Origin of the sequence: Mycobacterium sp. GA-1199 (genome assembly GCF_001500045.1) — a bacterium.
Lineage (GTDB): Bacteria > Actinomycetota > Actinomycetes > Mycobacteriales > Mycobacteriaceae > Mycobacterium.
The window spans coordinates 43,427-70,278 of record NZ_LQIX01000016.1 but is presented as its reverse complement, the minus strand read 5'-3'; the positions used below and the strand labels follow the sequence as shown (position 1 = coordinate 70,278).

Annotated in this window: 28 protein-coding genes and 1 pseudogene; 8 read left to right on the top strand and 21 right to left on the bottom strand. The window is 67.6% G+C overall.

What is annotated here, in order from left to right:
- Nucleotides 1-11: 11 nt before the first annotated feature.
- The 7 genes from AU198_RS13165 to AU198_RS13135 all read right to left on the bottom strand — a co-directional run bounded on the left by AU198_RS13165 (nt 12) and on the right by AU198_RS13135 (nt 6,375).
- Nucleotides 12-824, bottom strand: coding sequence for an ABC transporter ATP-binding protein (locus AU198_RS13165; protein WP_064348584.1), 813 nt, complete (start codon nt 822-824; stop codon nt 12-14).
- Nucleotides 808-1,836 (bottom strand): taurine ABC transporter substrate-binding protein, encoded by a 1,029-nt coding sequence (locus AU198_RS13160; protein WP_064348583.1) that lies wholly within the window; start codon nt 1,834-1,836, stop codon nt 808-810. Before AU198_RS13160 ends, AU198_RS13165 begins: the two co-directional genes overlap by 17 nt.
- The gene (locus AU198_RS13155; RefSeq protein WP_064348582.1) at nt 1,833-2,696 is read right to left on the bottom strand and encodes an ABC transporter permease; all 864 of its coding nucleotides are present in this window, start codon (nt 2,694-2,696) and stop codon (nt 1,833-1,835) included. Before AU198_RS13155 ends, AU198_RS13160 begins: the two co-directional genes overlap by 4 nt.
- Nucleotides 2,697-2,845: 149 nt before the next feature.
- Complete coding sequence (locus tag AU198_RS13150) at nt 2,846-3,463, bottom strand: DUF3159 domain-containing protein (protein WP_064348581.1); 618 nt, start codon at nt 3,461-3,463, stop codon at nt 2,846-2,848.
- 28 nt (nt 3,464-3,491) lie between these two features.
- Complete coding sequence (locus tag AU198_RS13145) at nt 3,492-4,925, bottom strand: NAD(P)(+) transhydrogenase (Re/Si-specific) subunit beta (RefSeq protein ID WP_064348580.1); 1,434 nt, start codon at nt 4,923-4,925, stop codon at nt 3,492-3,494.
- Nucleotides 4,922-5,260 carry an NAD(P) transhydrogenase subunit alpha part 2 gene (locus AU198_RS13140; RefSeq protein WP_064348579.1) on the bottom strand — a complete coding sequence of 113 codons (339 nt, stop codon included), beginning with the start codon at nt 5,258-5,260 and terminating at the stop codon, nt 4,922-4,924. The genes AU198_RS13145 and AU198_RS13140 overlap by 4 nt, the downstream gene beginning before the upstream one ends.
- Nucleotides 5,260-6,375 carry a Re/Si-specific NAD(P)(+) transhydrogenase subunit alpha gene (locus tag AU198_RS13135; protein WP_064348578.1) on the bottom strand — a complete coding sequence of 372 codons (1,116 nt, stop codon included), beginning with the start codon at nt 6,373-6,375 and terminating at the stop codon, nt 5,260-5,262. Before AU198_RS13135 ends, AU198_RS13140 begins: the two co-directional genes overlap by 1 nt.
- A gap of 114 nt (nt 6,376-6,489) precedes the next feature.
- Here AU198_RS13135 and AU198_RS13130 point away from each other — a divergent pair, with 114 nt between their 5' ends.
- Together AU198_RS13130 and AU198_RS13125 are read left to right on the top strand one after the other, a co-directional pair.
- Nucleotides 6,490-7,422: a DUF4436 domain-containing protein gene (locus tag AU198_RS13130; protein ID WP_082690997.1), complete on the top strand. Its 933-nt coding sequence runs from the start codon at nt 6,490-6,492 to the stop codon at nt 7,420-7,422.
- Between the two features lie 60 nt (nt 7,423-7,482).
- Nucleotides 7,483-8,622, top strand: coding sequence for an acyl-CoA dehydrogenase family protein (locus AU198_RS13125; protein WP_064348577.1), 1,140 nt, complete (start codon nt 7,483-7,485; stop codon nt 8,620-8,622).
- On the opposite strand, the gene AU198_RS13120 is transcribed toward AU198_RS13125, so the two are convergent.
- Together AU198_RS13120 and AU198_RS13115 are read right to left on the bottom strand one after the other, a co-directional pair.
- Nucleotides 8,619-9,803: a sensor histidine kinase gene (locus AU198_RS13120; protein ID WP_064348576.1), complete on the bottom strand. Its 1,185-nt coding sequence runs from the start codon at nt 9,801-9,803 to the stop codon at nt 8,619-8,621. The genes AU198_RS13125 and AU198_RS13120 overlap by 4 nt on opposite strands.
- 7 nt (nt 9,804-9,810) lie before the next feature.
- Entirely contained in the window at nt 9,811-10,461 is a 651-nt protein-coding gene (locus AU198_RS13115; RefSeq protein ID WP_502689287.1) for a response regulator, read from the bottom strand.
- Between the two features lie 181 nt (nt 10,462-10,642).
- Here AU198_RS13115 and AU198_RS13110 point away from each other — a divergent pair, with 181 nt between their 5' ends.
- Nucleotides 10,643-10,885: a hypothetical protein gene (locus tag AU198_RS13110; RefSeq protein WP_064348575.1), complete on the top strand. Its 243-nt coding sequence runs from the start codon at nt 10,643-10,645 to the stop codon at nt 10,883-10,885.
- A 54-nt stretch (nt 10,886-10,939) separates the two neighbouring features.
- Here the strand turns inward: AU198_RS13110 and ahpD are convergent, their stop codons facing one another.
- Complete coding sequence (gene ahpD, locus AU198_RS13105; RefSeq protein WP_064348574.1) at nt 10,940-11,473, bottom strand: alkyl hydroperoxide reductase AhpD; 534 nt, start codon at nt 11,471-11,473, stop codon at nt 10,940-10,942.
- Nucleotides 11,474-11,475: 2 nt separating this feature from the next.
- Nucleotides 11,476-12,063, bottom strand: coding sequence for a peroxiredoxin (locus AU198_RS13100; protein ID WP_064348602.1), 588 nt, complete (start codon nt 12,061-12,063; stop codon nt 11,476-11,478).
- A gap of 217 nt (nt 12,064-12,280) precedes the next feature.
- Here AU198_RS13100 and AU198_RS13095 point away from each other — a divergent pair, with 217 nt between their 5' ends.
- From AU198_RS13095 to AU198_RS13085, 3 genes are read left to right on the top strand one after another with little or no spacing between them, the layout of a single operon-like run.
- Nucleotides 12,281-12,535: a hypothetical protein gene (locus AU198_RS13095; protein WP_064348573.1), complete on the top strand. Its 255-nt coding sequence runs from the start codon at nt 12,281-12,283 to the stop codon at nt 12,533-12,535.
- 35 nt (nt 12,536-12,570) lie between these two features.
- Entirely contained in the window at nt 12,571-13,824 is a 1,254-nt protein-coding gene (locus AU198_RS13090) for an acyl-CoA dehydrogenase family protein (RefSeq protein WP_197416108.1), read from the top strand.
- The gene (locus AU198_RS13085) at nt 13,825-14,628 is read left to right on the top strand and encodes a tyrosine-protein phosphatase (RefSeq protein WP_064348572.1); all 804 of its coding nucleotides are present in this window, start codon (nt 13,825-13,827) and stop codon (nt 14,626-14,628) included.
- Between the two features lie 7 nt (nt 14,629-14,635).
- On the opposite strand, the gene AU198_RS13080 is transcribed toward AU198_RS13085, so the two are convergent.
- From AU198_RS13080 to AU198_RS13040, 9 genes and pseudogenes are all read right to left on the bottom strand, one after another.
- Complete coding sequence (locus tag AU198_RS13080) at nt 14,636-15,799, bottom strand: LLM class flavin-dependent oxidoreductase (RefSeq protein WP_064348571.1); 1,164 nt, start codon at nt 15,797-15,799, stop codon at nt 14,636-14,638.
- A 9-nt stretch (nt 15,800-15,808) separates the two neighbouring features.
- A complete protein-coding gene (locus AU198_RS13075; protein ID WP_064348570.1) occupies nt 15,809-16,294 on the bottom strand; it encodes a DUF456 domain-containing protein in 486 nt (161 codons plus the stop codon).
- Nucleotides 16,295-16,303: 9 nt separating this feature from the next.
- The gene (locus tag AU198_RS13070; protein ID WP_064348569.1) at nt 16,304-17,053 is read right to left on the bottom strand and encodes a methyltransferase domain-containing protein; all 750 of its coding nucleotides are present in this window, start codon (nt 17,051-17,053) and stop codon (nt 16,304-16,306) included.
- Between the two features lie 77 nt (nt 17,054-17,130).
- Nucleotides 17,131-17,837: pseudogene (locus AU198_RS13065) on the bottom strand (haloacid dehalogenase type II).
- Nucleotides 17,837-18,799 (bottom strand): NADPH:quinone oxidoreductase family protein, encoded by a 963-nt coding sequence (locus tag AU198_RS13060; RefSeq protein WP_064348568.1) that lies wholly within the window; start codon nt 18,797-18,799, stop codon nt 17,837-17,839. Before AU198_RS13060 ends, AU198_RS13065 begins: the two are co-directional and overlap by 1 nt.
- A gap of 5 nt (nt 18,800-18,804) precedes the next feature.
- Complete coding sequence (locus tag AU198_RS13055; protein WP_064348567.1) at nt 18,805-19,668, bottom strand: SDR family NAD(P)-dependent oxidoreductase; 864 nt, start codon at nt 19,666-19,668, stop codon at nt 18,805-18,807.
- 61 nt (nt 19,669-19,729) lie between these two features.
- Complete coding sequence (locus tag AU198_RS13050; RefSeq protein ID WP_064348566.1) at nt 19,730-21,130, bottom strand: aldehyde dehydrogenase family protein; 1,401 nt, start codon at nt 21,128-21,130, stop codon at nt 19,730-19,732.
- Nucleotides 21,131-21,323: 193 nt separating this feature from the next.
- Nucleotides 21,324-22,259 (bottom strand): class I SAM-dependent methyltransferase, encoded by a 936-nt coding sequence (locus AU198_RS13045; protein ID WP_064348565.1) that lies wholly within the window; start codon nt 22,257-22,259, stop codon nt 21,324-21,326.
- A gap of 64 nt (nt 22,260-22,323) precedes the next feature.
- The gene (locus AU198_RS13040; protein WP_064348600.1) at nt 22,324-22,959 is read right to left on the bottom strand and encodes a TetR/AcrR family transcriptional regulator; all 636 of its coding nucleotides are present in this window, start codon (nt 22,957-22,959) and stop codon (nt 22,324-22,326) included.
- Nucleotides 22,960-23,105: 146 nt separating this feature from the next.
- On the opposite strand from AU198_RS13040, the gene AU198_RS13035 reads away from it, so the two are divergent.
- Entirely contained in the window at nt 23,106-23,672 is a 567-nt protein-coding gene (locus AU198_RS13035; protein WP_064348564.1) for a TetR/AcrR family transcriptional regulator, read from the top strand.
- A gap of 14 nt (nt 23,673-23,686) precedes the next feature.
- Nucleotides 23,687-25,855 carry an FUSC family protein gene (locus AU198_RS13030; protein WP_064348563.1) on the top strand — a complete coding sequence of 723 codons (2,169 nt, stop codon included), beginning with the start codon at nt 23,687-23,689 and terminating at the stop codon, nt 25,853-25,855.
- Here AU198_RS13030 and AU198_RS13025 read toward each other — a convergent pair.
- Nucleotides 25,836-26,804, bottom strand: coding sequence for a pirin family protein (locus tag AU198_RS13025; RefSeq protein WP_064348562.1), 969 nt, complete (start codon nt 26,802-26,804; stop codon nt 25,836-25,838). The genes AU198_RS13030 and AU198_RS13025 overlap by 20 nt on opposite strands.
- Between the last annotated feature and the right edge of the window lie 48 nt (nt 26,805-26,852).

The window sequence follows — 26,852 nt, the reverse complement described above, 5'->3', positions numbered from 1 at the left end:
ACCGCGAGGGGTCAGGCCGCTGCCGCCTTCACCGCGGCCCCCACCTCCGCGCGCAGTTCGGCATATTCCGGTGAGCGCCGTAACTCGTCGGGGTCGACCCCGGTCCGGGACAGGTCGACAGGGATGTCCAGCGCCACCTGACCGGGCCGCCGGGTGAGCACCACGATCCGCGAGCCGAGGAACGCCGCCTCGTCGGCGCTGTGGGTGACGAACACCGTGGTGCGCCCCGTCTCGGCGCTGACCTGACGGATGTCCTCCTGCAGCAGCTCACGCGTCAGGGCGTCGAGCGCCGCGAACGGCTCGTCGAGCAGGAACAGCGGCGTCTCGGCCGCCAGCGCCCTGGCGATCGCGACCCGTTGCTGCTGCCCGCCGCTGATCTCCCAGATCTTGCGGCCCGCTGTACCTTGAAGACCCACGCGGCGCAGCAACTCGTCGCGCCGCTCGGCGCGGCGCTCGCGCGGCACTCCCGCGTATCTCAGGGCCAGGTCGACGTTTCCGCCGACCGTGCGCCACGGGAACAGCCGCGGCTGCTGGAACACGACGCCCGCGGTGGCGCCCGGCGTGGGCGGGGCGCCGGCGACCCGGACCGAGCCCTCGGTGGGGGCCTCGAACCCGGCCAGCAGCCGTAACAGCGTGCTCTTCCCACAGCCCGACGCCCCGACCAGGACCAGGAACGCGCCCGGTTGCACGGTGAGGTCGACGGGGCCGAGCGCGGTCAGCGCGTCGTCGCCGCGGCCGTACCGGTGCGATACGCCGCTGATTCGGATGCCCTCTCCCGGGTTCCGTTGCTGTGCAACGGTTCCGGTCTCACTGGGTGAGGACACCCGGCAGACCCCTGGTGTAGATCGCGGCCTGGAACTTCGACAGCGGCGCGGCCGTGGGAATCTGCTTCTGGTCGGCGAGGAACTGCGACGCGCTCTGCAGGTTGACGGCGAGGTTGCCCGGCTCCCCGTCGGAGCCGAGCCATTCGGCGGACGCGACTTCCTGCGGGGTCAGGTAGACCGTCTGCTTCAGCTGGCCGGCGACTTCGGCTGGGCTGAGTCCGATTTCGGCGGCAATGGCCTTGGCGGCCGCGTCGGGGTCGTTGTGGAGGACGTCGAGCGCGCGCGCCTGCTGCTGGCGCCAAACGTCGACGACCTCGGGGTGTGCGCTCGCGAAATCGTCGGCTACCACGGCGAGGTCGAGGGTGGGTTTGCCCGCCTCGGCCAGCTGTCTGCTGGTGATGAGGTCCCTTCCGTTCTCACGGAGTTGATCCAGCGTCGGCAACCAGGAATATCCGGCGTCGATATCGCCGCGGTCGAACGCCGCCAGGATCGCCTGCGGCTGCAGGTCGACTAGTGCGACGTCGTTGGTGGACAGGCCATTCTGGGCCAGTGCGGCGAGCAGGCTGTAGTGCGCGGTCGAGGCGAACGGCGTGGCGACCCGCTTGCCCCGTAGGTCGGCGATGGTGTTCACTCCGCTGCCGTTGCGAGCCACCAGCGCCTCGTTGTCACCGGCGACGTCGAGCACGAACGCGACCTTGTACGGGATGTTCAGCGGGGCGGACAGGCCGCGCGCAACCGGGCTCGAGCCCAGCGCGCCGAAGTCGAGTTCCTTCGCGACGAACGCGGTGTTGACGTCGGCGCCGGAGTCGAACTTCGTCCACTTGATGTTGTAGTCGGGCAGCGCCTCCTCGAGCCAGCGGTTGTTCTTGACGATCAGGTCGCCACTCGGGAACGTCTGGTAGCCGATCCGGATCGTCGGCTTTCCGGCCGACTGTTCGGACCTGTCCACCGAGCAGCCCGCGAGGACCAGCACGCCCGAGATAAGCGCTGCGACAATGGCTTTGGGTCTCATATTTTTCCTCTCCAGGGGACGGCCCGCCCTTCGGCGGCCCGAAGCACGCCGTCGATCAGCAGACCGGAGATGCCGATGGCGAAGATGCCGACCAGCACGACGGGGGTGTTGTTGTAGTTGCTCGCGTCCTTGACCAGGCCGCCGATGCCCGGGATCCCGTTGAACAGTTCGGCGGCGACCACCGACGAGTAGGCCATGCCCACCGCGAGCCGGACGCCGGTGAACGTCTCGGGTAGCGCGGACGGCACGACGACGTCGCGGATCACGTCGCGCCGCGATGCGCCCAGCGCCCGCGCGGCTTCCTGCAGCCCGACCGGTGCGGCGAGCACGGCGGCGGTGGTTGCGACCGCCGCGGGCGGCAGGGCCGCCAGCGCCAGCAGCGTGATCTTCGGGGCCTCGTCGATGCCGAGCCAGATCACCAGCAGGAAGAAATACGCCAGCGGCGGCAGCGCGCGCAGGAACGTCAGCCACGGTTCGAGGACGCTGCGTACCCAGCCGATCGAACCCATCACCAGGCCGAGCAGCACTCCCAGGGCCACCCCGATGACGACGCCGGCCAGCACCCGACGCAACGTCATGTACAGGTGCTCCCACAACAGGTAACCCGCATAGCCGCGGACCCCATCGTGGGTGGTGGAGATGTCGACGAACGCGCGCCACACCTCGCTCGGGTACGGCACGAACGTCTGATTCCAGACCCCGCTCGCGGCCACGAGTTGCCAGACGCCGAGAAACACCAGCACCGACAACACGGGCAGTACCGCACGGGTCAGCCCGGCGCGCCACCAGCGGGCGGGCACGCCGACGGATGGCGTCCCGACGGCCGGCTCGTGGGGCGCAACGTCAACGAAAACGGACACGGTCGGCGGCTTTCTGTGGCTGAAGTGAGGCGAGAAGGGTTCAGCGACAGCAGCAGTCGGCAGGCAGTGTCGCGCTCACCGGGTATTCGTACCGGGTGCTGACGCGGCGGTGAACATCTGCGCTCAGCGCGAGCGAAACTCGGCGAGGGTCAAGCGGCGCGCGGCAGCGTGCGCAGCGCCGTACGGATCGCGAGGTAGATCACCGACGAGGTGACCAAGAAGATCGGCCAACCCATCGCGACGCGCGCCACCGCGAGCAGTCCTTCCCGGTCGGTGTCGTAGAGGTAGAACTGCACCGCGAAGCGCGACCACGAGGCGGCGGCCATCACCGCGGTGGCGATGTCGAAGGCCAGGCACACGCGCCGCACCCGCCGCCAGGCGCCGTCACGTCCGGTGATCCACGCCCACACCACTCCCACCAGCGGACGCCGCACCACCAGCGACGTCGTGAACGCGATCGCCAAGCCCAGGTACATCCAGATGCCCGGAAGATAGAAGTCCTTGGCGCGGCCGGTCATCAATGCCAGGGCGGCACAAACCGCCACCCCGGCGAAGCCGAACAGGGCGGGCCGTATCGAACCTCGTTGCAGCAGTTGCCAAGCCGCTATGAGCGCCGCGGCGCCCACGGCGGCCCCGGTGGCCACCGGAAGGCCGAGCGTCGGCGACGACATGGCGAACACCGCGACCGGCAACGCGGAGTAGATCAGCCCGCGGACGCCACCCGCACGGGCCAGCAAGACCTCGACCGGCGAACGTCCCTGCGTCACCCGCCCGAGCTTACGGCCGGCCGATCGACTAGAGCGCCTTGAGTTCCTCGATCACCGAAGTGACCGACTTCTTGGCGTCCCCGAACAGCATCGAGGTCTGGTCGAGGAAGAACAGCGGGTTCTCGATGCCCGCGTAGCCCGCGTTCATCGACCGCTTGAGAACGATCACCGATCGGGACTCGTCGACGTTGAGGATCGGCATGCCGTGAATCGGGCTCGAGGGGTCGTTGCGCGCGGCCGGATTGGTGACGTCGTTGGCGCCGATGACCAAAGTGACGTCGGTGCGGCCGAATTCGCCGTTGATGTCGTCCATCTCCTTCATCGAGTCGTACTCGACGTCGGCCTCGGCCAGTAGCACGTTCATGTGCCCCGGCATGCGGCCCGCGACGGGATGGATGGCGTACTTCACCTCGACGCCTTTGCTTTCCAACAGGTCGGCCATCTCCTTGACGGTGTGCTGGGCCTGCGCGACGGCCAGCCCGTAACCGGGCACGACGATCACCTGGTTGGCATACGCCATCTGGATCGCCGCGTCCGCGGCCGAGGTGGCCTTCACGGTGCCCTGGTCGCCCCCCGGACCCGCCACCGCGTCGGCGCCGCCGCCGAAGGAACCGAACACGATCGCCGGGATCGACCGGTTCATCGCCACCGCCATCAGGTTGGTCAGGATCGAACCGGATGCGCCGACGATCATGCCCGCGACGATCATCGCGGTGTTGTCCAACGCCAGACCCGCTGCGGCCGCCGACAGTCCGGTCAGCGCGTTGAGCAAGGAGATGACGACCGGCATGTCCGCGCCGCCGATCGGGAACACCACGAACAGGCCCATCAGGCCGGCGAACACGAGGACAAGCGCGATCGTCCAGCCCGGGCTGCCGGTTCCGGCGTTGAGCCCGATGTAGACGGCTGCGGCGGTCGCGCCGAGCAGCAACAGCACGTTGGCGGCCTGAAACAGCTTCGCCGAGGCGACAAGTCGCTTCTCAACGTTCTTCGGGATCGACTCCTGCAGTTTGAGGAAGGCCACCAGCGAACCCCAGAACGACACCGACCCGATGATCGCGGCGAGCAGCGACCCGCCCACCAGCGCCACCGTCGGATGCTGGTCGGGCGTGAAATGCGCGAAGCCGTCGGTCTCGATGAACTCCGCCCACGCGATCAACGCAACGGTGCCGCCGCCGACGCCGTTGAACAACGCCACCAACTGCGGCATCGCCGTCATCTTGGTCTTCTTGGCCGGCGGCACACCGAGAATCACGCCGAGCGCCAAACCCCCCACGATCAGGACCCAGTTGATCGGCGCGGTGTCGCGCACCTTGATCAGCGTGGCGATCACGGCGATGGCCATACCGGTGGCGGCGATCCAGTTGCCCCGCACCGCGGTCTTGGGCCCGGTCAGCCCGGACAGGCCGAGAATGAACAGTGAGAACGCGACGATATAGAGGACTGTGACGAGATAGTTCACTTGTCAGCCGCCGCTTCCGTCGTCTCGACAGCCTTGGGATCGGGCCTCCGCCCCTTGAACATCCCCAGCATCCGGTCGGTGACCAGGAAGCCGCCGATCACGTTGAGCGTGCCGAAGATCAACGCCACGAACGCGATGGTGCGCACACCCCAGGGCGCGTCGGCGGGCAGGTCGCCCAGCACGATCAGCGCACCGAGCACCACGATGCCGTGGATGGCGTTGGTGCCCGACATCAGCGGTGTGTGCAAGGTGTTGGGCACCTTGGAGATCACGGCGAACCCGACGAACCCGGCGAGCACCAGGATCGCGAGGTTGGCCAGCAGATTGTCGTACATCAATTCTCTCCCCGGGTGACGCAGGAGGCCGCCACCACCTCGTCATCGAAATCGGGCATGAGCTTGCCGTCGCTGATCAGCAGGTCCAGCAGCGAGGTGAGGTTCTTGGAATACAGCTCGCTGGCGTGTTCGGGCATGGTGGCGGGAAGGTTCAGCGGTGAGGCGATCGTGACGCCGTGGCGCACCACGGTCTGGCCCGGCTCGGTGAGCTCGCAGTTGCCACCCGTCTCACCGGCGAGGTCGACGACCACGCTGCCCGGCTTCATCCCCTCGACCGCGGCCGCGGTCACCAGCCGGGGCGCCGGCCGACCGGGTACCAGCGCGGTGGTGATCACGACGTCGAAGCCGGTGATGGCCTGCTCGAGTTCCTTCTGCTGTTGCGCGCGTTCTTCTTCGGACAGCTCGCGGGCGTAACCGCCCTCTCCGGCGGCCTCGATACCCAGCTCGAGCCACTGCGCACCGACCGAGCGGACCTGATCGGCCACCTCGGGGCGCACGTCGTAGCCGGTGGTGCGCGCGCCGAGCCGCTTGGCGGTGGCCAGCGCCTGCAGACCGGCCACACCGACACCGAGCACGAGCACAGACGCCGGTTTCACGGTGCCGGCGGCGGTGGTGAGCATCGGGAAGAACCGCGTCGACTCCGAGGCCGCCAGCACCACGGCCTTGTAGCCGGCGACGTTGGCTTGTGACGACAGCGCGTCCATCACCTGGGCGCGCGAGATGCGCGGAATCGCCTCGACGGCGAAGGCCTGCACACCCGCCGACTTCAGGGCGGCGATCTGGTTGTCGTCGTTGCGCGGGGCGAGGAAGCCGATCAACGTCTGGCCGCGCGTGAGCCTGGCGACCTCCTCGGCGGTCGGCGGCGCGACCTTGACCACGACGTCGGCGGCCCACGCGTCACCGATCGTCGCGCCCGCGCCGGTGTAGAGGTCGTCGGGCAGAAGCGCCCGCTCACCCGCGCCGGATTCCACGACGACGGCGGCACCACTTTTCACCAGCGACGCGACGGCCTTGGGCACCAGCGCGACGCGGCGCTCGTCGGCTCCCGATTCGCGCACCACCCCGACCGTCGGGACCGCCCCCTCGGCGACATCAGCATGCGTCTGCTCTGTCATGACGGAACACCATAACCGCTACCGCTGGTCACATCTAAATCGGTACGGCCCGTCGCGGATTTCGACCGGCACGGCGCACCGGAAACGGCGCCCGCGCGAACTAGCATCCCGAAGGTGCCGGAAGACTCGAAGGTGCCCGAAGCCTCGACGGTGCCAGAAGCCCGGGCGCCGAGGTCCCGCAGTCGCAGACGCACACGGCTGAACGACATCGCCACGGTGCTGATCATCCTGGTCGTCTACATCGCGTCGCTGGTCGGTTATCATTATCTCTCCGGCGAGCCCGTATCCCTGGGGCCTCCCGATCTCGGCACCAGTGACGACAACATCGTCCAGGTCACCCTTTCGGAACTGCACACGGTCGCCAACGAGGTCGACGTCAAGGTCGTCGTCTTCCCGTCCGACGACCACATGAACAACGACCTCAACGTGGTCAACACCGATATCGCGGTGCGATTGTTCATCAACGAGGTCAACATCGACATCCAGGACCTGCAGACCCCGAAGGGCCAGTTGCCCGCCGAGATCAGCGCCACGCTCTCCGCGAAGGGCGACCCGGACAAGTGGCCGTTCGACTCGTACACGGTCGGCGCCCTGGGAGCCGATGTGCTCATCGGAAGCGGCGATGACCGCACGTTCGAGCCCGCACGGGTGGTGGTGACCGGCGGCCTCGACGGGTGGGACATCACCAGCACGCGAAGCGGACCGGCCACCCAGTCCGCCCGCGACGGCGACTACGAGACGGTGACGTTGAAGCGGGCGAAGGGACCGCTCGCCTTCGATGTGGGCCTGTGCCTGGTGTTGATCACCCTGCCCGCGCTGGCTCTCTTCGTGTCGATCGAGATGCTGCGCGGGCGGCGAAATTTCCTACCGCCGTTCGGTACCTGGTACGCCGCGTCGCTGTTCGCAATCATCCCGATACGCAACTTCATGCCCGGCGCGCCGCCTCCGGGCGCGTGGATCGACCAGGTGCTCGTGTTGTGGGTGCTGCTCGCGCTGACGGGAGCCATGGTGCTGTACTTCATGGCCTGGTGGAGACGCAGCGACTGACGGCCCATCGAACGGGCCCGCCTATGGTTGTGTCGACCCGCACAACCAGGAGGCCATCGAATGGCTGTCGACCGGCTGCTGCCCACACCGGACGCCGAAGAACTGATCGCGCTGACCCGCGACATCGCCGACAAGGTGCTCGACCCGATCGTCGACGATCACGAGAAGGCCGAGCGCTATCCCGAGGGCGTGATGGCGCAGCTGGGCGCGGCCGGTCTGCTGAGCCTGCCTCAGTCCGAGGAGTGGGGTGGTGGCGGACAGCCGTACGAGGTCTATCTGCAGGTGCTCGAGGAACTGGCGGCACGCTGGGCGGCCGTCGCGGTGGCCGTCAGCGTGCACAGCCTGTCGTCACATCCCCTGCTGATGTTCGGCACCGACGCGCAGAAGCGTCGCTGGCTGCCCGGCATGCTGTCGGGTGAGCAGATCGGCGCCTACAGCCTGTCGGAGCCGCAGGCCGGCTCGGACGCGGCGGCACTGCGCTGCGCGGCCACCAAAACGGCAGACGGGTACGTCCTCAACGGCTCCAAATCGTGGATCACCCACGGCGGGCGTGCCGACTTCTACACGTTGTTCGCGCGGACGGGCGAAGGTTCGAAGGGCATTTCGTGCTTCCTGGTTCCCGGTGACCTGCCCGGGCTCAGCTTCGGCAAACCCGAGGAGAAGATGGGGCTGCACGCGATCCCGACCACGTCGGCGTTCTACTCCGACGCCCACATCGACTCTGAACGGCTGATCGGGGCCGAGGGCCAAGGCCTGCAGATCGCGTTCTCCGCACTGGATTCCGGGCGGTTGGGCATCGCCGCGGTCGCCACCGGGCTGGCCCAGGCCGCGCTCGACGAGGCCGTCGCCTACGCCAACGAGCGAACGACGTTCGGGCGCAAGATCATCGACCATCAGGGCCTCGGGTTCCTGTTGGCCGACATGGCCGCCGCGGTCGCCAGCGCACGGGCGACCTACGTCGATGCGGCGCGGCGGCGCGATCAAGGGCGTCCGTACTCGCAGCAGGCCAGCGTCGCCAAGCTGATCGCCACCGACGCCGCGATGAAGGTGACCACCGACGCGGTGCAGGTCTTCGGCGGTGCCGGCTACACCCGCGACTACCGCGTCGAGCGCTACATGCGCGAAGCCAAGATCACCCAGATCTTCGAGGGCACCAACCAGATTCAGCGCCTGGTCATCGCCCGCGGGCTCACCGCTTAGTCGACGGGTGGTTCGGGCGGCGAGGTGACCGTGACCTGCGTGCCGTAGCCCTCCTGCGAATTCACCTGCAGCGACCCGCCCATCGCGTCGAACCGGGCCAGCAGTGAGCCCAGGCCGATATGACCGTCGGCGACGTACTGCTCGACGATCGCCGGGTCGAATCCCTTGCCGTCGTCGGAGACCGTCAGCACGACCCGGCCCCCTCGACGCGCCAGCCCGACCCGCACCGTTGTCGCGTCGGCGTGCTTGTGGATGTTGGCGAGCAGTTCACGGGCCGCCCGATAGAGCAACTGCTGCGATTCGGGCTTGCCTACGTCGTCGAGATCCGCATCGATCTCATAGTGGCCGCGGGATTCGAACTGCCGCAACAACTCTCGCACCGCCGGGGTGAGACCCAGTTGCGCCAGCACCTGAGGGTGCAGTTGGGTCACCGTCGAGCGCAGCGCCGCCGCGGTCTGCTGTAACGCGTCGCGGACCGCCTCCAGCGCGGGATCGTCGTTGTTCTCCTGGAGTTCGTCGAGATCGAGACGCGCCGCGAGGAGCGTCTGCAGCGGACCGTCGTGCAGATTCTCGGCAACCTCCCGGTTGTGGCGCTCGTCGGCTTGCATCGCCTCGGAAACGAGTTGGCGCCGTACCGCTTGGAGCTTTGCCACCCGGGCCTGGCGACGGACCAGCACCACGCACAGCGCGGTCATTGCCATCGACCCCCACAGCAGGAAGCCGAAATGGGTGTAGACGACGTCCGGCAACCCGACCGTGTCGTCGCGTTTCGAATACACCACCCACGCACCGAGATAGGCCGTCGCCGTGCCGATTCCGAGCAGCGCGGTCAACAGCGGCCGGTCCTGGAACGCCACCGCGATGGGCAGGAGGAAGAAGACCGGGAGCAGCGCGGCGGTGGCGCCACCCGACACCAGGCACAGCACCAGGATCATCAGGACGTCGACGCCGGTGGACGCCCAGCCTCCCCACCACGGCACCGGTCCGCGCAGCACCGCGACAAGCCAGACCACGGCCGCGACCGCCCATATCCCGAGCACCGCCGCATACAGCTCCGGCAGCCAGTGGTCGACATCCCAGATCACCACCAGCACGCCGATCAGCCCGAGCAGCGGCAGCCGCAGCACCGCCGAAACGCGCACGGGTTCCGCGGCAAAGAAGCTCGCTATCCGGTCCACCACGGCGGGGTCAGTCCAGCAGCTTGCGGCGCATCGCCTCGGCGACGGCGGCGCCGCGGTCGTTGACCCCGAGCTTCTCGTAGAGCCGCTGCACATGGGTCTTCACCGTCGACGGCGCGAGGAACAACTGCTTGGCCATCGCCGGGATGCTGGTCCCCGACGCGATCAGCCTGAGAACCTCGCGTTCCCTCGGGCTCAGCGTCGGCCCGCTGGGTTCGGAGCGCTTGCGGATCTCACCGGCCAGGCCGGCGGCCAGGCTCGGCGCGACGACATCTCGGCCCTTGGCGCAATCGAGCACCGCGCTGACGAGCTCTGATCGAGTGGACTCCTTGGGCAGGAACCCCGCCGCCCCGTTCTGCAGTGCCTGGTAGACGATCGCGGACTCATCATGCGCGGAGATCAACAGCACCCGGGTGGGCAGCTCGTCCCGTATGACCGCGGCCGAGACCTCCGCCCCGTCCATGCCCGGCATCCGGTAGTCCAGCAGCGCCACCTGCGGGTTGTGCTCGCGGATGGCGGCGAGCGCGGCCACCCCGTCGTCGGCCTCAGCGACGACGTCGATCTGCCCGCTCGAGACCAGCGCGCGGACCACCCCGTCGCGAAACATCGGATGGTCGTCGCCCACCACCACCCGGACCTTCTCACCGGTCGTGCCGCTCACCACGGGTGTCAGCTTGGCACAGCGGCGCGTTCGCTTCCCCCATTTGGGGGACACGCGATTCATCTGGTTCGACCGCCGTTCGCCCGACATACAGCAAGTCCGTGTTGCAGGAATCTTGAGTCATCGCCGGAGCAACCCGGTGGACCAAGCCAAAAGTCAAGAACCAGAGGAGAAATCACCAATGACCACCAACACACATCACCGCCTCGCCCGTTTCGTCGCGCTGCCGGCTTTCGCGGCCGGAATCCTCGCCGGGGCACTCGGTTTCGCGGGAGCCGCCAGCGCCGGTACCTACACCCCCGACAACACCCCGCGGCCGGGCATCGTCGCGACACCCAGCGTCCACGCTCCGTCGGTTCAGTCGGGAACGCACGGCCACCGCATCGATCACATCGAGTTTGAGCAGCCGTCCTATCACCGCTAGGTGGACACGGAAGCGGGGGCACCGAGTCGGTGCCCCCGCTTTCCTGTGTTCGCCTCAGACGGAGGTCAGCACCTCGGCGGTCTGCAACGCCTGGCCGACGCCGGAAACGATCGAGGCCAACCGGATCGCCTCGAAGATCACCGTGCGCGACACGTCAGCATCGCGCAGGGTCTTCTCGTGCGCGGCGACACAGTGGCCGCATCCGTTGATCGCCGACACCGCCAGCGACCACAGCTCGAAATCCTCCTTGGCGACACCGGGATTGCCGATGATGTTCATCCGCAGCCCGGCCCGCAGGTCGTCATAGGCGCCGTCGAGCTGGGCCTTGGTGCGGTAGAAGACGTTGTTCATCCCCATGATCGCGGCCGCGCCGAGAGCGGCGTTGTAGGCCTCCTGGCTGAGGATGTCCAGGGCGTCCTCGGCGATCTCGCGCAGGAGCCGCTCGTTCTTGGTCGCCGCGGCGGTCGCCACCAGGGCGCCCCACAGCTGCTCCTCGGACAGCTCAGTGGTCTTGACGATGCTGCCGAAGTTCAGCTTCAGATCCTTGGCGTACTCCGGAAGCGCTTCCTTGATGTTGTCGATGCTCATGGTCACACCGCCTCTGCCAGCAGCTCGGCCGGCTTGATCGTGGGATCGCCCTTCTTCCAGTTGCAGGCGCACAGCTCGTCGGACTGCAGCGCGTCGAGCACCCGCAGCACCTCGTCGACGTTGCGACCGACGGAACCGGCGGTCACCGACACGAACTGGATCTCGTTGTTCGGGTCGATGATGAACGTCGCCCGGTCGGCCACACCGTCGGCGTTGAGCACGCCGGTCGCCAGCGAAAGCTCGCGCTTGAGGTCCGAAGCCATCGGGAACGGCAGCTTCTTGAGGTCCTCGTGCTGGGCGCGCCACTGGAAGTGGACGAACTCGTTGTCGACCGACACGCCGATGACCTTCGCATCGCGGTCCTCGAAATCGTCGTTGAGCTTGCCGAACATGGCGATCTCCGTCGGGCACACGAACGTGAAGTCCTTCGGCCAGAAGAAGACGATCCGCCACTTGCCCTCGTGGTCCTCGCTGGTCACGCGGGTGAAATAGTCGTCGGGCTGCTTGGCATCGACCTCAGAGAGGTCACCGCCGACCACCGCCGCCATGTCGTACCGAGGGAACTGGTCACCGATTGTCAACAATGCCATCGCGAGCACCATCCTTATCGCTTAGTTTGGATTCAGTCCAGATTACGTAACCGATCCTCGGCATTTCTCGATGCGAAGGCAAGCTAAACGAACGTGATTGTGGCCACAGTGCTGCTATTTGAAATGCGTTCGCTGTCAGCGTATTTCGAGGCCCAGCGGGACGGGGCGTCGAAGAGCGCGAGCACCGCCGGGCCCACGGCGTTGCTACGGTCGATGGATGTCGAACATCTCCGAGAACGACCGCATCGAGGACGTCACGCCCGGCGACATCGTCCTCGTCGACCGCGGCGCTGAAACCATCCCCTGCAAGGTCGTGCACAAGGACGTCAACGACGGCACTGTCGTCATCACCTACGAACTCGACGACGGTACGACGTTTCAGCTCGAACACGCCGCGGGCGCCCGGGTGACCCGCAGCCTGGAGGCCAAGTGGGAGTCCGGGCAAAGCCCGACGCAGCACAAACCCGTCTGAGGAGGTGACATATCGTGGCGGGCATGGACTTCGCGATGTCGGCCAAGGCCTTCGACTACCACCAGCGCCTGGGCGATTTCATGACGGAATTCGTCTTCCCCGCCGAAGCCGAGTACCACCGCTACCGCGAAGAGGCGGGTCCGAAGGACCACACCGTCCCACCGATCGTCGAGGAGCTCAAGAAGCTCGCCAAGGAACGCGGGCTGTGGAACCTGTTTTTGCCCGCCGAGTCCGGTCTGACCAACCTCGAGTACGCGCAGCTGGCCGAGCTGACCGGGTGGAGCATGGAGATCGCGCCCGAGGTCACCAACTGCGCGGCCCCCGACACCGGCAACATGGAGACGCTGCACCTGTTCGCCAATGAGCAGCAGCGCAAGCAGTGGCTCGAACCGCTGCTGGCCGGCGAGATCCGCAGCGCCTTCGCGATGACCGAACCCGCGGTCGCCTCCAGCGATGCCCGCAACATCGAGACCACGATGCTGCGCGACGGGGACGACTACGTCATCAACGGTCGCAAGTGGTGGATCACCGGCGCGGCTGATCCGCGCTGCAAGATCCTGATCGTGATGGGCCGGACCAATCCGGATGCGGCCAGCCACCAGCAGCAGTCGATGATTCTGGTGCCCACCGACACCCCGGGTGTCGACATCCAGCGTTCGCTGCCGGTGTTCGGCTGGCAGGATCAGCACGGGCATTGCGAGATCGTCTTCGACAACGCGCGGGTGCCCGCCGAGAACCTGCTCCACGAGGAGGGCAGCGGGTTCGCGATCGCCCAGGCCCGCCTCGGCCCCGGCCGCATCCACCACTGCATGCGCGCGATCGGTGCCGCCGAGCGGGCGCTGGCGCTGATGATCGACCGCGTGCAGAAGCGAGTGGCGTTCGGCAAGCCGCTGTCCGAGCAGGGTGTGGTGCGCGAGTCGATCGCCAAGTCGCGCAACCAGATCGACCAGGCCCGCCTGTTGTGCCACAAGGCGGCGTGGACCATCGACCAGCAGGGCAACAAGAGCAAGGACGCGCAGGTCCTGGTCGCTCAGATCAAGGCGGTCGCCCCGCAGATGGCGTGCGACGTCATCGACCGCGCCATCCAGGTGCACGGAGGCATGGGAATCTGCGACGACGTGCCGTTGGCGCGGCTGTACGCCTGGCACCGTGCGATGCGGCTGTTCGACGGCCCGGACGAGGTGCACATGCGGACCATCGCCCGCGCGGAACTCGGCAGGGAGAAAAGCGCTTTCGCGACGGCGGCGAGCCGCCAATTGGGCCCCGCGGCGACGGGCGGGGCTCGGTAGGTGGCGGGCAACCCCGACGCCCTGTCAGGGGCGTGGAACTTCCGCGACATCGCCGAGGAGACCGGTATCAGACCCGGGCAGTTCTTCCGGTCGAGCGAGCTGAGCGGTCTGGACGAGGCGGGCCGGGAGCTGTTGCGCCGCTTGAACATCACCGATGTCGCCGATCTGCGCTCGGATCGTGAGGTCGAGCGGCGAGGGCCGGGACGGGTGCCCGACGGCGTCGCGATACACCGGCTGCCGTTTCACGAGCTGGCCAAGCCCGGCGCGGAGGCCCCGCATGAGCAGAGCTTCCAGCGCATGATGACCGAGAAACCCGATGACGAGGACGTGGCGGTGGCCGCGGGGCGGTTCATGACCGAGGAGTACCAGAAGTTCCCCACGCTGCCCGGTGCGCACTTGGCCGTGCGCCAGGTGATTTCGATGCTCGCCGGACAACGCCCGGTCATCGCGCACTGCTTCGCGGGTAAGGACCGCACGGGCTTCACTGTCGCGACGGTGCTCGAGGCGGTCGGTGTGGAGCGCGACGCCATCGTGGCCGACTTCCTTCGCAGCAACGAGGCGGTGTCACAGCTGCGCGAAAGCATCCTCGAGTCCATCCGCAACCGGTCCGAGGACACCACCGACGAGATCGTCACCTTCGCCGAGGCGCGGCTCACCGAGGAGGTGCTCGGCGTGCGCGAGGACTACCTCGAGACCGCGCGACGTTCGATCGTCGAGAACTACGGCTCGGTGCGGGGCTACCTGGAAGCCGCCGGCGTCACCGACGACGAGGTCGTGCGCCTGCGCGCCGTCCTGCTCGGCTGAAACGCCGTCACCCTCCGCCTTTTTCGGCCTCGTACTTCTGATTCATGTGCTCGATCGCGGACAGCTGCGTCTGGGCGAGCTCCTGGCGTACATCGCGGGCGCGCGCCGCGGCGTCCAACGTCGGCTGGGCTTGACCCTGAAAGTGCGGTATGACCTCGGCGGCGAACAACTCCGCCGAGCGCTTGGTGGCTGCCGGGTTGGCCCATTCATGGCCCATCTGCAGCATGCACCCGAAGCCGCCGGACTGGTCCCACAGCCGCTGCACTTGGGCGCGCGCCTGTTCCGGCGTTCCGATGACGCCGGCGCCTGCGCCGTTGATGATGTCGACGACCTCGTCGATGTTCTCACCGGGCACCTCCATCTGCGGGAATGCCGCGACCTTCTGGAAGTAGCGGTACCAGTGCTCGATGCCGAAGCGGACGTCGGCGCGCGCCTGCTCCTCGGTTTCGGCGATGTGCATGGGGCACACCAGCGACCAGTTGCGGCGATCGACCGTCGTGCCGAACGCGGCCGCACGTTCCTCGGCGATTCCCCAGTGATGCGCGAGGGCGTCGAATCCCTCGACGACGAGCGTCGCCCCGATCGACAGCAGCCCGATCCCGTGCTTGCCGGCCAGCCGCGCACCGGTCGGCGAGGCCACCGCGGCGACGGCGAGCGGGATGCCGTCCTCCGCATAGGGCGCCAGTTGCAGCCTGGCGTCGTGGAGTTCGTGGGTGGCCGTCTTGGCCGAGACCGTTTCACCCTTGAGCAACCGCACGACGATGTCGAGGTTGGTCTCCAGTAGTTCGCGGGTGTCGGTGGGCGTCAGGCCGATCATCGCCGAGTCGGTGGGCAGCGAGCCGGGCCCCATGCCGCCGATGACGCGACCGTGGGTGAGGTGGTCGAGCAGCATCAGCCGGTCGGCCGCCCACAGCGGGTTGTGGTACGCCAGCGAGATGACCCCGGTACCAAACCGGATCCGCTTGGCGCGCTGCGCGGCCGCCGCAATGAACACCTCGGGTGAGCTGATGATCTCGCTTCCCGCCGAATGGTGTTCGCCGATCCACGCCTCGTCGAAGCCCAGCGCGTCGAGGTGCTCGATGAGCTCGAGGTCGCGCTGCAGCGCGAGCGTCGGGTTGGTGCCGGCGCGGTGGAACGGTGCGATGAAGTATCCGAAACGCAGCTTGGCCATGCCTGCAAGCTACTGCGTCACGTACACCCCGATGACCCAAACGACGGTGGCGAGCAGCGCGCCGGCCATTTCTACGCCGACCGACAGGGCAACGCCCTTGAGCGCGTGCTTCGTCGATGTCCACGCCGCGCGCCGGTCGTGGCGGTTGGTGAGTTCGGCGAGATAGATACCCAGCACGAAGCCGATCGCCAGCCCCAGAACGGGGATCACGAAGAAGCCGATCACGCCGAGCACCCCGCCAGCCAGCAGGCTCGGGGTGCGCACATCGGCCTCGCGCATCCGCCGCACCGGCCACGTGTACTTGATCAGGGCCGCGGCGCCGAGCAGCACCGTCGCCACGGCCAACGTCACCCACGCGGTGGTCTCTTTCTCGACGACTGCCCACACCGCGATCGCCCCGAAGACCAGCAGCGTGCCGGGAAGCAGCGGCACCACGATGCCGACGATGCCGACCGCGATGGCCAACGCGACAAGCACGATCCCACCGGCGCTCATGCGTCGAATTTACGGGTGCTGCGCCCGCACCCACTGGATGTTGCCGATGGTCTTGGTGCGCACGCGCTCGAATCCGCGTTGTTCGAACAGGTCGCCCAGTTCGTCTTCGGCGAAGAAGCGCGCCCCGCCCCGCGACAACCAGCGCAACGGCGGGGGCACGTTGCCGACCGTGGGCACCATGACCGCGATCCGGCCGCCGGGCCGCAGCACGCGGTGCATCTCGGACACCGCCGAGGACGGCTCCGGGATGAGTTGCACCACCGCCAGCGACGTCACCGCGTCGAAGCTCTCGTCGCGGAACGGCAGCCGCTGCGCGTCCGCGCGCAGGAACCCGACATTGGGCCCGGCCTGTGCGCTGACGGCCCGCGCCAGCATCGGTCTGGAGATGTCGATGCCCAGCGCCAGCCCCTCGGGTCCCGCCGCGTGGGCCAGCGAGGCGGTCACGTTGCCCGGCCCGCTTCCGATGTCGAGCGCGACACCGCCCTTCGGGATGTCGAGCCACTCGATCGGCAACTGCCATGCGCCCACGAATCTGCGGGCGAGGCCCTGCGCGTAGTCGTAGAACATCGACCCGGGACCCGAGGCCCACACGGTCTGGATCAGACCCTTGTTCTCGGGCGGAGCCTGGTTCGGCGATGCCGCGTCGTCGAGCAGGTCCAGGTAGCCGTCGCGGAGATCCAGACGCGTCGGCGGATCGGAGAACAGCTCGACCGCTCGACGCAGCGCGGGCGGCAGCGATGATGTCGACGGATCGGTCACGCTTCCACGCTACCCCCGCGACTTGTGAGTGATTCCGTTCGCTGTCCGAGCGTTTTCACTCACAAATCACCACCGCGCTACGCCCCGAGCTGGTCCGCCAGATCGACGAAATCGGCTGCCATGACGTCGAACTCCCCGTTCTCGATCTTCGACGGGCGGCGTCGGCCCGCTCCGTATTCCAGCGGCCGGTCGACGTAGGCGGTCATCAGGCCTGCCCGCTTCGCGCCGCGCAGATCGCTGGCGTGCGCGGCCACCAGCATCAGCTCAGCGGGCGCGACGTCGAGCAGTTCGGCGCATCCGAGGTAGGCCTCGGGATCGGGTTTGTAGTGGCGGAACAGCTCGGCGGAGATCACGCAGTCCCACGGCAGTCCCGCCCGCTGGCCATGTTCGCCAGCAGCGAGACGTTGCCGTTGGACAGCGTCGTGATGAGGTAGCGGGCCTTCAAACGGGTGAGACCCTCGACCGCGTCGGGCCACGGGTCCAGGCGGTGCCAGGCCCGGTTGAGGTGGTCGACGGCGGCGGCGTCGACGCCCTCGATGCCCGCTGCGTCGAGCAGCTCGACGAGGATCATGCGGTGCAAACCGTCGATCTTGGTCCACGGCAGCTCACCGCGGCGCACCCGGTCCATGGCGGGCGGATAGCCTGCCCGCCACTCGTCGGCTAAGGCGGCCCAGTCCCGTTGGACGCCATGGGCTGCGCCGAACTCCTCGAGCTCTCGGATGATGCTCGAACGCCAGTCGACCACCGTGCCGAACGTGTCGAACGCCAACGCGCGCGGCGCCACTAGGGCTCCAGCACGACCTTGCCCAGCACCCCGCCGTCGGCGAGCGCCTGCAACGCGTCGGCGCCCTTCGACAGCGGATAGCGCATGGGCGGCGGCGGGCGAAGACCGGCCTCGACGAGTTGTGCCACGCCGAACTCGAACACCGACTGCGAACCGGGCTTGCGGTTCACGTACTCGCCGTAGCCCACACCGATCACCGCGACGTTGCGCAGCAGCAGCCGGTTCACCTTCACCGTCGGAATACCGCCCGCGGCAAAGCCGATCACCAGCAGCCGGCCCTCCACGGCGAGCGCGCGGATCGCATCGTCGAACGCGTCACCGCCGATCGGGTCGACCACCAGATCGACGCCACGGCCGTCCGTCGCCTCCTTGACCGCCTTCAACCATCCGTCGGTCAACGGCAGCACGACGTCCGCACCCAGCGACTCGACGAACTCTCTCGCGTGCGGGCGGTGCACCAACGCGATCACCCTGGCGCCCAACGCCTTCGCGATCTGGATGCCGGCCACCCCGATGCCGCCTGCCGATCCGAGCACCAGCACCGTCTCACCTGGGCGCAGCGCACCGCGCTTGGCCAGCGCGAAGTACATCGTCTGGTAGTTACCCAGCAGCGCAACGGCTTGCGCGTCATCGAGGCCGTCCGGGGTGGGCGTCAGGCTGTCGGGCGACACCGCCACCTGCTCGGCCCACCCGCCGAGCATGGACAGCGCCGTCACCCGTTGCCCGGGCTTGTATTCGGACTCGTACGGCGCCGAGCGCACCACCCCGGCGACCTCCATGCCGGGCACGAACGGTGGCTCGAGCCGCAGCTGGTATTCGCCGCGCAGCAGCAACAGGTCGGGGAAGCTGACCCCGGCCGCACCGACGTCGACGACAACGACGTCCTCGCCGCCGACATCCTCGACATCGGTGTAGACCAGCCCGGAGGGCCCGGTGAGTTCCTGCGCGACAAGCGCTTTCATCGAACTCAGCCGAGGCTGAAGGTCGCCCGCTGAGCCGCCGACAGGTCGGTGATCTCGCCCCACTTCGCGGCGATGTCGTCGACAGAGGGAACCTCGGAGAAGGTGATGCCCTCGTTCTGGAACAACGCGGTGCGCTGAACCTTGCCTCCACCGACGATGAACACCGAGGCGGTGTCGGGCAGTTCCTCGGTCATCAGGTAGGCCACCACCGGCGCAACGTATTCCGGCGTCAGCTTCTCGAACACCTCCGGCGGCAGGATGTCCTGCGTCATCCGGGTCGCCGCGATCGGGGCGACGGCGTTGGCCTTGATGTTGTACTTCGCGCCCTCCTGGGCCAACGTGTTGATCAGGCCGACGAGGCCGAGCTTCGCGGCGCCGTAGTTGGCCTGGCCGAAGTTGCCGAACAGGCCGCTGGTCGAGGTGGCCACGACGATGCGCCCGAAGCTGTTCTCCCGGAAATGCGGCCAGGCCGCGCGGATCACGTTGTAGCCGCCGTACAGATGGACTTTGAGCACCGCGTCCCAGTTGGCGAACTCCATCTTGTGGAACGTGCCGTCGCGCAGAATGCCCGCGTTGGAAACCACGCCGTCGATCTTGCCGAACTCGTCGAGAGCGGTCTTGATGATGTTCTCGGCGCCCTCGGGCTCGGCGACCGAGTCGTAGTTGGCCACGGCCCGGCCACCGGCGTCCTTGATCTCCGCGACGACCTGGTCGGCCATGTTGTGGCCGGCACCGGTGCCGTCACGGGCACCGCCGAGGTCGTTGACGACGACGCTGGCGCCCTCCTTGGCGAGCGTCAACGCGTATTCGCGCCCGAGCCCACCTCCGGCCCCGGTGACGACGACGACGCGATCCTGCACTCCTGGCATGGGGTTCCTTTCTGAACATTCTGCGGTTTCGGATCAGATGCGCCGGGCGCCACCGGAACCGCTAGAACAGGCGTTTGGCGAGCTTCAGCGCCTTCTCTGTATACGGGGGATAGATGAACGCGCCGACATCGGGTCGGGTCGGCTTGGTCATCACGGTCTTCTTGTGACTGAACTGCTCGAAGCCGTACTTGCCGTGGTAGGCGCCCATGCCCGAGGGCCCGACGCCACCGAACGGCAGCTTGTTGGTGGCGAAGTGGAACAACAGGTGGTTGACCACCATCCCGCCCGCGGGCACCTCCTTGATCACCCGTTCCCTGATGCTCTTGGTCTTGGTGAACAGGTAGGCCGCCAGCGGCTTCGGCCGCGAATTGACGAAACTGATTGCGTCGTCCAGTGATTGGACCGTCACGACGGGCAGGATCGGGCCGAAGATCTCGTCGGTCATCAACGGTTCCGCCGGGTCGGGATCGACGACGACGGTCGGCTGGATGCTGATCTTCGACGCGTCCGAACCACCGCCGACGACCACCTCACCCTTGGTCGCGGCCAACGCGTCGGTCAGCCGCCCGAAGTGCCGCTCGTTGACGATGCGCTTGCCGTCGGGGTTCTCCGACTCGAACGTCGTCACCGCCTCTTTGATCTTGTCGACCAGCTTGTCGCGGATCTTCGCGTCGGCCAGCACGTAATCGGGCGCGATGCAGATCTGCCCGGAGTTGATCAGCTTCGTCCACGCGATGCGCTTGGCCGCGACATCGATGTCGGCATCGGCGGAGACGATCACCGGGCTCTTGCCGCCGAGTTCGAGCGTGACCGGCGTCAGATGCGGTGCGGCGCCCTCGTAGACCTTGCGGCCGATCTCGGTGCCGCCGGTGAAGCAGATGTGGTCGAACCCCTGCGCGATGAGCTCCTGGCTGACGGAGCCGTCGCCTTCGACCACCGCGATCGCGTCGGAGTCGAGGTAGCGCGGCACCAGTTCGGCCATCAGCGCCGACGACGCCGGACAGACCTCCGAGGGCTTGAGGACCACGGTGTTGCCCGCCGCGATCGCCCCGATCGCCGGGCCGAGCGTCAGCACGAACGGGAAGTTCCACGCGCCGATGACCAGCACCGTGCCGAACGGCTCGTACTCGACCCAGCCGCGGCCGGGCAGCTGCGACATCTCCAGCAGTCGGTACCGGCGCTTGGTCCACTTCTTGACGTTCTTCGCGGCGTCCTTGGCCTCACCCGCGGTGCTCGCGATGTCGGCCAGCCACGCCTCGAAGCGGTTGCGCCCCAGATCCTGTTCGAGCGCGGCGGCGATGGCCTCCTCGTTCTCGACGGCGAGGCGTTCGATCGCCTTGAGCTGCCGTATGCGCCACTCGATGTCCCTCGTGCGCCCGGTCTTGAAGGTCTCGCGCAGGCGGCGCACGATGCTGGGGATGTCTTCGGTGGCTTGTGTCGACGTGGCGATATCGGTGGTCATGGGGAGTCCTTCCTGACCCGAGGAATGCCCCGATCCTAACCAACCGGTTGGGCCGCCCAGAAGGCCTCTCTCACTCCATGTACCTGGACCCCGCGCAAAGCGGGCGAGCGACCGTGTTCGTCCCTCGACACGCCGCGAATCAGCGTACAAACGCGGTCGCTCGCGCGAGGTTCGGTGCCCGATGCGCGGTAGATCAGACCTTGTACGCGATGACGAACTCGGAGAACCCGTCGTCGTTCGTGTGTTCCTCGGGTAGCACCCAGCGGTCCAGCCGACGCATCTCCTGCTGCGAGGTCACCGCGGTCGACCGCCAGCCGTGCGCATCGAGCCACTCGGAGACATCCGCACGGTCGGGGTCGTTGTACATCAGCTCCGCGACGTCGACGGATTCCTCCATGCCGAGCTGCGCCCGGACCCGTTCGAAACGTTCCCGCATCTGCTCGCGCCGCTCCTCGGCCTGCACCCCGACCGTCTCCACCGAGACGCGGCTACCGGGCGCGCTGAGCGCGGTGATCTGCTCGAAGAGCCGGTCCTGGGCATCGGCGGGCAGGTACATCAGCAGGCCCTCGGCCAACCACGCGGTCGGGGCGTCGGGGTCAAGACCGGCCTGGTGCAGCGCGGCCGGCCAGTCCTGTCGCAGGTCGACGGCCACCGCGACGCGCTTGGCGGTCGGCAATGCACCTTCCTCGGCCAACCGGGCCGCCTTGTACTCGAGCACCTTGGGCTGGTCGATCTCGTACACCGTGGTACCCGCCGGCCACTGCAGGCGGTACGCGCGGGAGTCGAGCCCCGACGCCAGGATGACGACCTGCCGGATACCCGCCTCGACGGCATCGATGAAGTACGCGTCGAAAAAGTGCGTCCGCACGGCCTGGTAATTGCCCATGTGCTCGAAGATCGCCGCGACGTCTTCATCCGCCTCGGCGACCTTCACGCGGGTCTGCGGGTCGAGCATGATGTCCCAGACGCCACCACCGGCACCGGCGACCAGCACTTTGGCGAACGGATCGCGGATCAGCGCGTCGTCTCGGTCGGTCTCGGCGGCCCGCGCGGATGCCACCATCACCGCGGTGGTGCCCACGCTGGTGGCGATGTCCCAGGTGTCGTCCTCAGTGCGCAGCGAACTCATCGCAGGCCATGGTAACCGAAGAACTTAGGCAGGCTATCGAGCAGTGGGGTAGGTCACCGCGACGTCAGGACTGCAGACGCCACAGGTTGTTGGACATCAGCAGCTCGAATTGGCGGACCACCGCTTTGAGCTCGTCGTGGCTGCCGACGAATCCGGCGTAGAAACCCATCCCCCACATCACCGCGACCAGCATCTCGACGAGCGAGTCGACCTCGGTGTCGGTGGCGAGCTCGCCGCGCGCGATCGCGTCGTTGACCGCCCAGGCGACGAACTCGCGCGAGTGCTTGAGCGAGTCGTGCTCCTCGTCGCTGAGTTCCGGATGGCGCTGCGCCTCCAGCACCGATGTCACCAAAAATGCTGCGGCCGAACGATCTTCGGAGTCCGCCTGCATCGCTGCGGTGAAGTAGGCCGACAATCTGGCGAGCAGATTGTTTTCGTTTTGTGCGCGCGCTTTACCCGCGCTGACTATCGCGGCGTTGGTCTGCTGCACGACTTCGCGCCATAAAACCTGCTTATTGGCGAAATAGTGGTTGATCGCGGGGCGGGTCAGATCCGCGCGAATCGCGATCGCCTGGAAGGTCGCGGCGTCGTATCCGAGTTCGCTGAAAACCTCGCGCGCGGCTCCTATGATGCGCTCACGCGTCTCGGCAGCCTTCGCTGCGGGGGGACGACCCGGACCTCTACTCGCCGTATGCGGCACGGTCAAATTGTGCCACACGTCACTTGGCCCTTCAGGCGTCAGCTTTCCCGGGGGTTCCGACCTGCCTTTATCAGCAAATTGCGGGCTTTCGCGGCCGGGAAATTCGACGTAGAGAATCGGCCCGACTTAGAACTAATGTCCAGGTAATGGGGAGCGTCGTATCGCGGGACGGTTACTTCGACGTGGGTATCGAGATCCTGTCCGATCTGGGATACGGCGGTCTGAAGCTCGCGGAGGTCTGTCAACGCCTCGGCGTGACGACCGGGTCGTTCTACCACTACTTCCCGAACTGGCCCGCCTACACCAGGGAGCTGCTCGCGCACTGGACGCAGGAGCGCACCGTGCGGGTGATCGAAGCGGTGCGCAACGAGCCAGACCCGCGCCGCCGCATCGAGGCCCTGTTCCAGACCGGTCTGGATCTTCCTCATAGTGCCGAGGCCGCCATCCGGGTGTGGAGCAGGCTGGACCCGCATGTGCACGAGGTGCAGGTCGCGGTCGACCAGCAGCGCTTCGACATCTTGTATGAGTCGGCGTTCGAAATCCTGCAGCACAAGAGGCAGGCGCAGCTGTTCGCCGAATGCGCGGTCTATGTCTTCGTCGGTTACGAGCAGACGACGTTGCCGCGCGACCCGGAGGGGTTGCGGTGGATCTCCGGCGAATTGCGTGAAGCCCTGCACGACGGTCGGTTCGCGTCGGTCCCCGACGTCGATTAGCGCGGGCAGCGGGGTTGTCGCTCACTGAAGTCGTCGCCCCGGTGTGGCGCCACGCGGAGGACCGTCTGCGACGGCGCGATCCCGAACTCGACGCGCTGCGCCGTGCGCTCCGGGCTGCCATCGTGCTGCCGATCGCGGCCGCGGTGAGCTTTGCGGTCGGCGGTGGGACCCAGACGCCGATGATCACGATCTTCGGTTCGGTCGCGCTGCTGATCCTGGTCGACTTCCCGGGAAACCGGCCGGCACGCGCGCTGGCCTACCTCGGGCTGGCCTTCAACGGCGCCGTCCTGATCACGCTCGGCACCCTGGTGGCACCGCATCCGTGGCTCAGCGTCGCGGCGATGTTCGTCCTCGGCGTGGTGGTGACGTTCTTCGGGGTGCTCAGCGAGATCATCGCCGCCGGGCAGCGCGCGACGCTCATGACGTTCGTGCTGCCCGCGTGTACTCCCGCCGGGCCCATCCCCGATCGGCTGCTCGGCTGGCTCATAGCGCTCGTGTTCTGTGTGCCCGCCGCCCTGTTCCTCCTGCCGCCGCGCCATCACGACGAGCTGCGCATCGGTGCCGCCCGCGTGTGCGACCGGCTGGCCGACTGTCTGCAGGGCACCACCCCGGCCAGGAACGTCACCCGGGCGATGAACCATCTGTGGGAGACGTTCCTCAGTGCCGACTACCGACCCGTCGCGCTCACCGCGGGCAGCCGCGCCCTGGTCCGGGTGGTCGACGACCTCGGTTGGCTGTCGGACCGGATCACCGACGGCACGGGGCGACTCCTCGGCGATATGAAACACCCGCTGATCCGGGTGCTGCGGGATTCGGCTGCCGTACTGCAGATCTCCGACGTCTCGACCCGCGCCGCCCGCACGGCCGACCTGGACGCCGCGCTCACCGAACTCCGCGAGATCGCCCAGGGCCGCTACCGGGAGGACATCCTCGAGATCCTCGCATCCTCTGACGACGCGGACGCGATCGCCGTGGGCCGCAACCTCCTTGGGCGTCGCACGTTTTCGGCGACGGTCGGGGTCACCGGCCGCATCATCCGCAATGCCGCAGCCGCCGACGCCCGCCCCGTGTGGGCCCGGGTGCTGGGCCGTGGCCTCCCCAAGACCGGGACGGCGGACTGGGTGATGCCCGAGACCACCGCCGTCGCTGCGATCACCCGCGGGTTCGTCGCCACCCGGGCGGTGGTGTTGCGCAACAGCATCCGCACGGGCCTCGGGTTGGCGCTGGCGGTCGCCGTCACCCACCTGTTCCCCCTCGAGCACGGATTCTGGGTCGTGCTCGGAGCGATGTCGGTACTGCGCAGCAGCGCGCTGACCACCGGAACGCGGATGCTAAGGGCCGTCGCCGGTACCGCGATCGGGTTTCTGTTGGGCGTCGGGCTCATCGAGCTCGTCGGCGTCGATCCGGTCGTCATGTGGATGCTGTTGCCGTTGGTGGCTTTCGGATCGGCCTTCGTTCCGGAGGTGGCGTCTTTCATCGCCGGCCAGGCCGCCTTCACGATGATGGTGCTGATCATCTTCAACTTGATCGCGCCGACGGGTTGGAGCGTCGGCCTCATACGCGTCGAGGACGTCGTGGTCGGCGCGCTCGTGGGAGTGGTCGTGTCGGTCCTGTTGTGGCCTCGGGGTGTTGGTAACCGGCTGGGCCGGGCCATCGACGACGCGTTCGCCGTCGGCGCGACGTTCCTCAACGCCGCGGTCCTGCGGGTGACCCGCGGGGCGTCGGAGGAGGCCAACGATCGGGTGATCGCACTGAGCCAGCAGGCGCTGCGGGCGACGCGGACCGTGGATGACGCAGTGCGACAGTTTCTTTCGGAGAGTAGCGGGCCGACCGATATTCGCGGGCCCGCGGTGCGATCGGCAAACCGGGCCGTCAGGCTCCGCGCCGCCGCCGAACTGATCGCCGACGTCGTTCCCCCGCCGCACGGGATTTATCCGCAGACCAGGGAGGTGCTCGAAACCCACGCCGAGGCGATCTGTGCGAGGGTCACCGGCGGTGCGGTCCATTCCCCACCGCCGCTCAGTGACGACTTCGTGACGTCGCTGCGGACCGAGGCCACCGACGACAATCTCGCGGTATCAGCGGCGCTGCCGTTGGTGGCCGTCGCCGCCCATCTCGGAGCGTTGAACCTGCTCTACCCCAAGCCCGCCCCCGCACCCTCGACTAAGGGCGGTGAGGCATGAGGGCGTTCGGAGGGATCTGGCCGAACTTACCGGCCTGGTAATCCTCGAGTGCTTCGATCAGCTCGGACTTGCTGTTCATCACGAAAGGTCCGTACTGGAACACGGGTTCGCGAATCGGAAGACCGCCGAGGATCAGCACTTCGAGGGCGGGACGGTGAGCGTCCTGGCTCGGGTCTGCGTGCACACGGACCCGGTCACCGGGGCCGAGCACCGCCAGCTGCCCCTGCTGGATCGGGTGTGCGACGGGGCCGACCGTTCCGCGCCCGGACAACACATAGACCAGCGCGTTGAAGTCGCGCCGCCACGGCAGGTCGAGCCGGGCTCCGGGCTGAATCGAGCTGTGCGCCAACGTGATCGGAGTATGCGTCGCCCCTGGACCGACATGGCCGTCGATGCCGCCGGCAACGACCCTCACCAGCGCGCCGCCGTCGTCGGACGACAACAGCGTGACCTGGCCGCCTTCGATCGCCTGGTACTTCGGCGTCGCGAACTTGTCCTTGCGCGGCAGGTTGACCCACAGCTGAATGCCGTGGAACATGCCGCCGCTCTCGACGAGTTCGGCGGGTGGCGTCTCGATGTGCAAGATCCCCGAGCCGGCGGTCATCCACTGGGTGGCGCCGTCGGTGATCAGCCCGCCGCCGCCGTGGGAGTCCTGGTGTGCAAATCGGCCGTCGATCATGTAGGTGACAGTTTCGAAGCCGCGGTGCGGATGCCAGTCGGTGCCTCGCGGCTCTCCCGGTTGGTACTCCACCTCGCCCATCTGGTCCATGTGAACGAACGGATCGAGCTCGGCGGCCGAGACTCCGGCGAAGGCGCGGACGACGGGGAAACCCTCGCCCTCGAAGCCGCGCGGGCCCGTGGTGATCGACCGAACGGGGCGGTCGGTGTCGGACGGTCCGGCCGCGGCGATGCGGGGAAGTGTGAGCGTATCGGCGGTGATGGCAGGCATACTTCGGTTAACCGGACTGAGGTCCGATTCATTCCCCGGGCCGGCGCG

What these genes read in the sequence shown, in the direction of transcription:
- AU198_RS13160 (WP_064348583.1), bottom strand. Translation starts at nt 1,836, where the DNA reads ATGAGACCCAAAGCCATTGTCGCAGCGCTTATCTCGGGCGTGCTGGTC.
- AU198_RS13025 (WP_064348562.1), bottom strand. Translation starts at nt 26,804, where the DNA reads ATGCCTGCCATCACCGCCGATACGCTCACACTTCCCCGCATCGCCGCG.
- AU198_RS13055 (WP_064348567.1), bottom strand. Translation starts at nt 19,668, where the DNA reads ATGCCAGGAGTGCAGGATCGCGTCGTCGTCGTCACCGGGGCCGGAGGT.
- AU198_RS13125 (WP_064348577.1), top strand. Translation starts at nt 7,483, where the DNA reads ATGGCTGTCGACCGGCTGCTGCCCACACCGGACGCCGAAGAACTGATC.
- AU198_RS13075 (WP_064348570.1), bottom strand. Translation starts at nt 16,294, where the DNA reads ATGAGCGCCGGTGGGATCGTGCTTGTCGCGTTGGCCATCGCGGTCGGC.
- AU198_RS13090 (WP_197416108.1), top strand. Translation starts at nt 12,571, where the DNA reads ATGTCGGCCAAGGCCTTCGACTACCACCAGCGCCTGGGCGATTTCATG.
- AU198_RS13035 (WP_064348564.1), top strand. Translation starts at nt 23,106, where the DNA reads ATGGGGAGCGTCGTATCGCGGGACGGTTACTTCGACGTGGGTATCGAG.
- AU198_RS13135 (WP_064348578.1), bottom strand. Translation starts at nt 6,375, where the DNA reads ATGACAGAGCAGACGCATGCTGATGTCGCCGAGGGGGCGGTCCCGACG.
- AU198_RS13110 (WP_064348575.1), top strand. Translation starts at nt 10,643, where the DNA reads ATGACCACCAACACACATCACCGCCTCGCCCGTTTCGTCGCGCTGCCG.
- ahpD (WP_064348574.1), bottom strand. Translation starts at nt 11,473, where the DNA reads ATGAGCATCGACAACATCAAGGAAGCGCTTCCGGAGTACGCCAAGGAT.
- AU198_RS13140 (WP_064348579.1), bottom strand. Translation starts at nt 5,260, where the DNA reads ATGTACGACAATCTGCTGGCCAACCTCGCGATCCTGGTGCTCGCCGGG.
- AU198_RS13080 (WP_064348571.1), bottom strand. Translation starts at nt 15,799, where the DNA reads ATGGCCAAGCTGCGTTTCGGATACTTCATCGCACCGTTCCACCGCGCC.
- AU198_RS13095 (WP_064348573.1), top strand. Translation starts at nt 12,281, where the DNA reads ATGTCGAACATCTCCGAGAACGACCGCATCGAGGACGTCACGCCCGGC.
- AU198_RS13045 (WP_064348565.1), bottom strand. Translation starts at nt 22,259, where the DNA reads ATGAGTTCGCTGCGCACTGAGGACGACACCTGGGACATCGCCACCAGC.
- AU198_RS13100 (WP_064348602.1), bottom strand. Translation starts at nt 12,063, where the DNA reads ATGGCATTGTTGACAATCGGTGACCAGTTCCCTCGGTACGACATGGCG.
- AU198_RS13050 (WP_064348566.1), bottom strand. Translation starts at nt 21,130, where the DNA reads ATGACCACCGATATCGCCACGTCGACACAAGCCACCGAAGACATCCCC.
- AU198_RS13060 (WP_064348568.1), bottom strand. Translation starts at nt 18,799, where the DNA reads ATGAAAGCGCTTGTCGCGCAGGAACTCACCGGGCCCTCCGGGCTGGTC.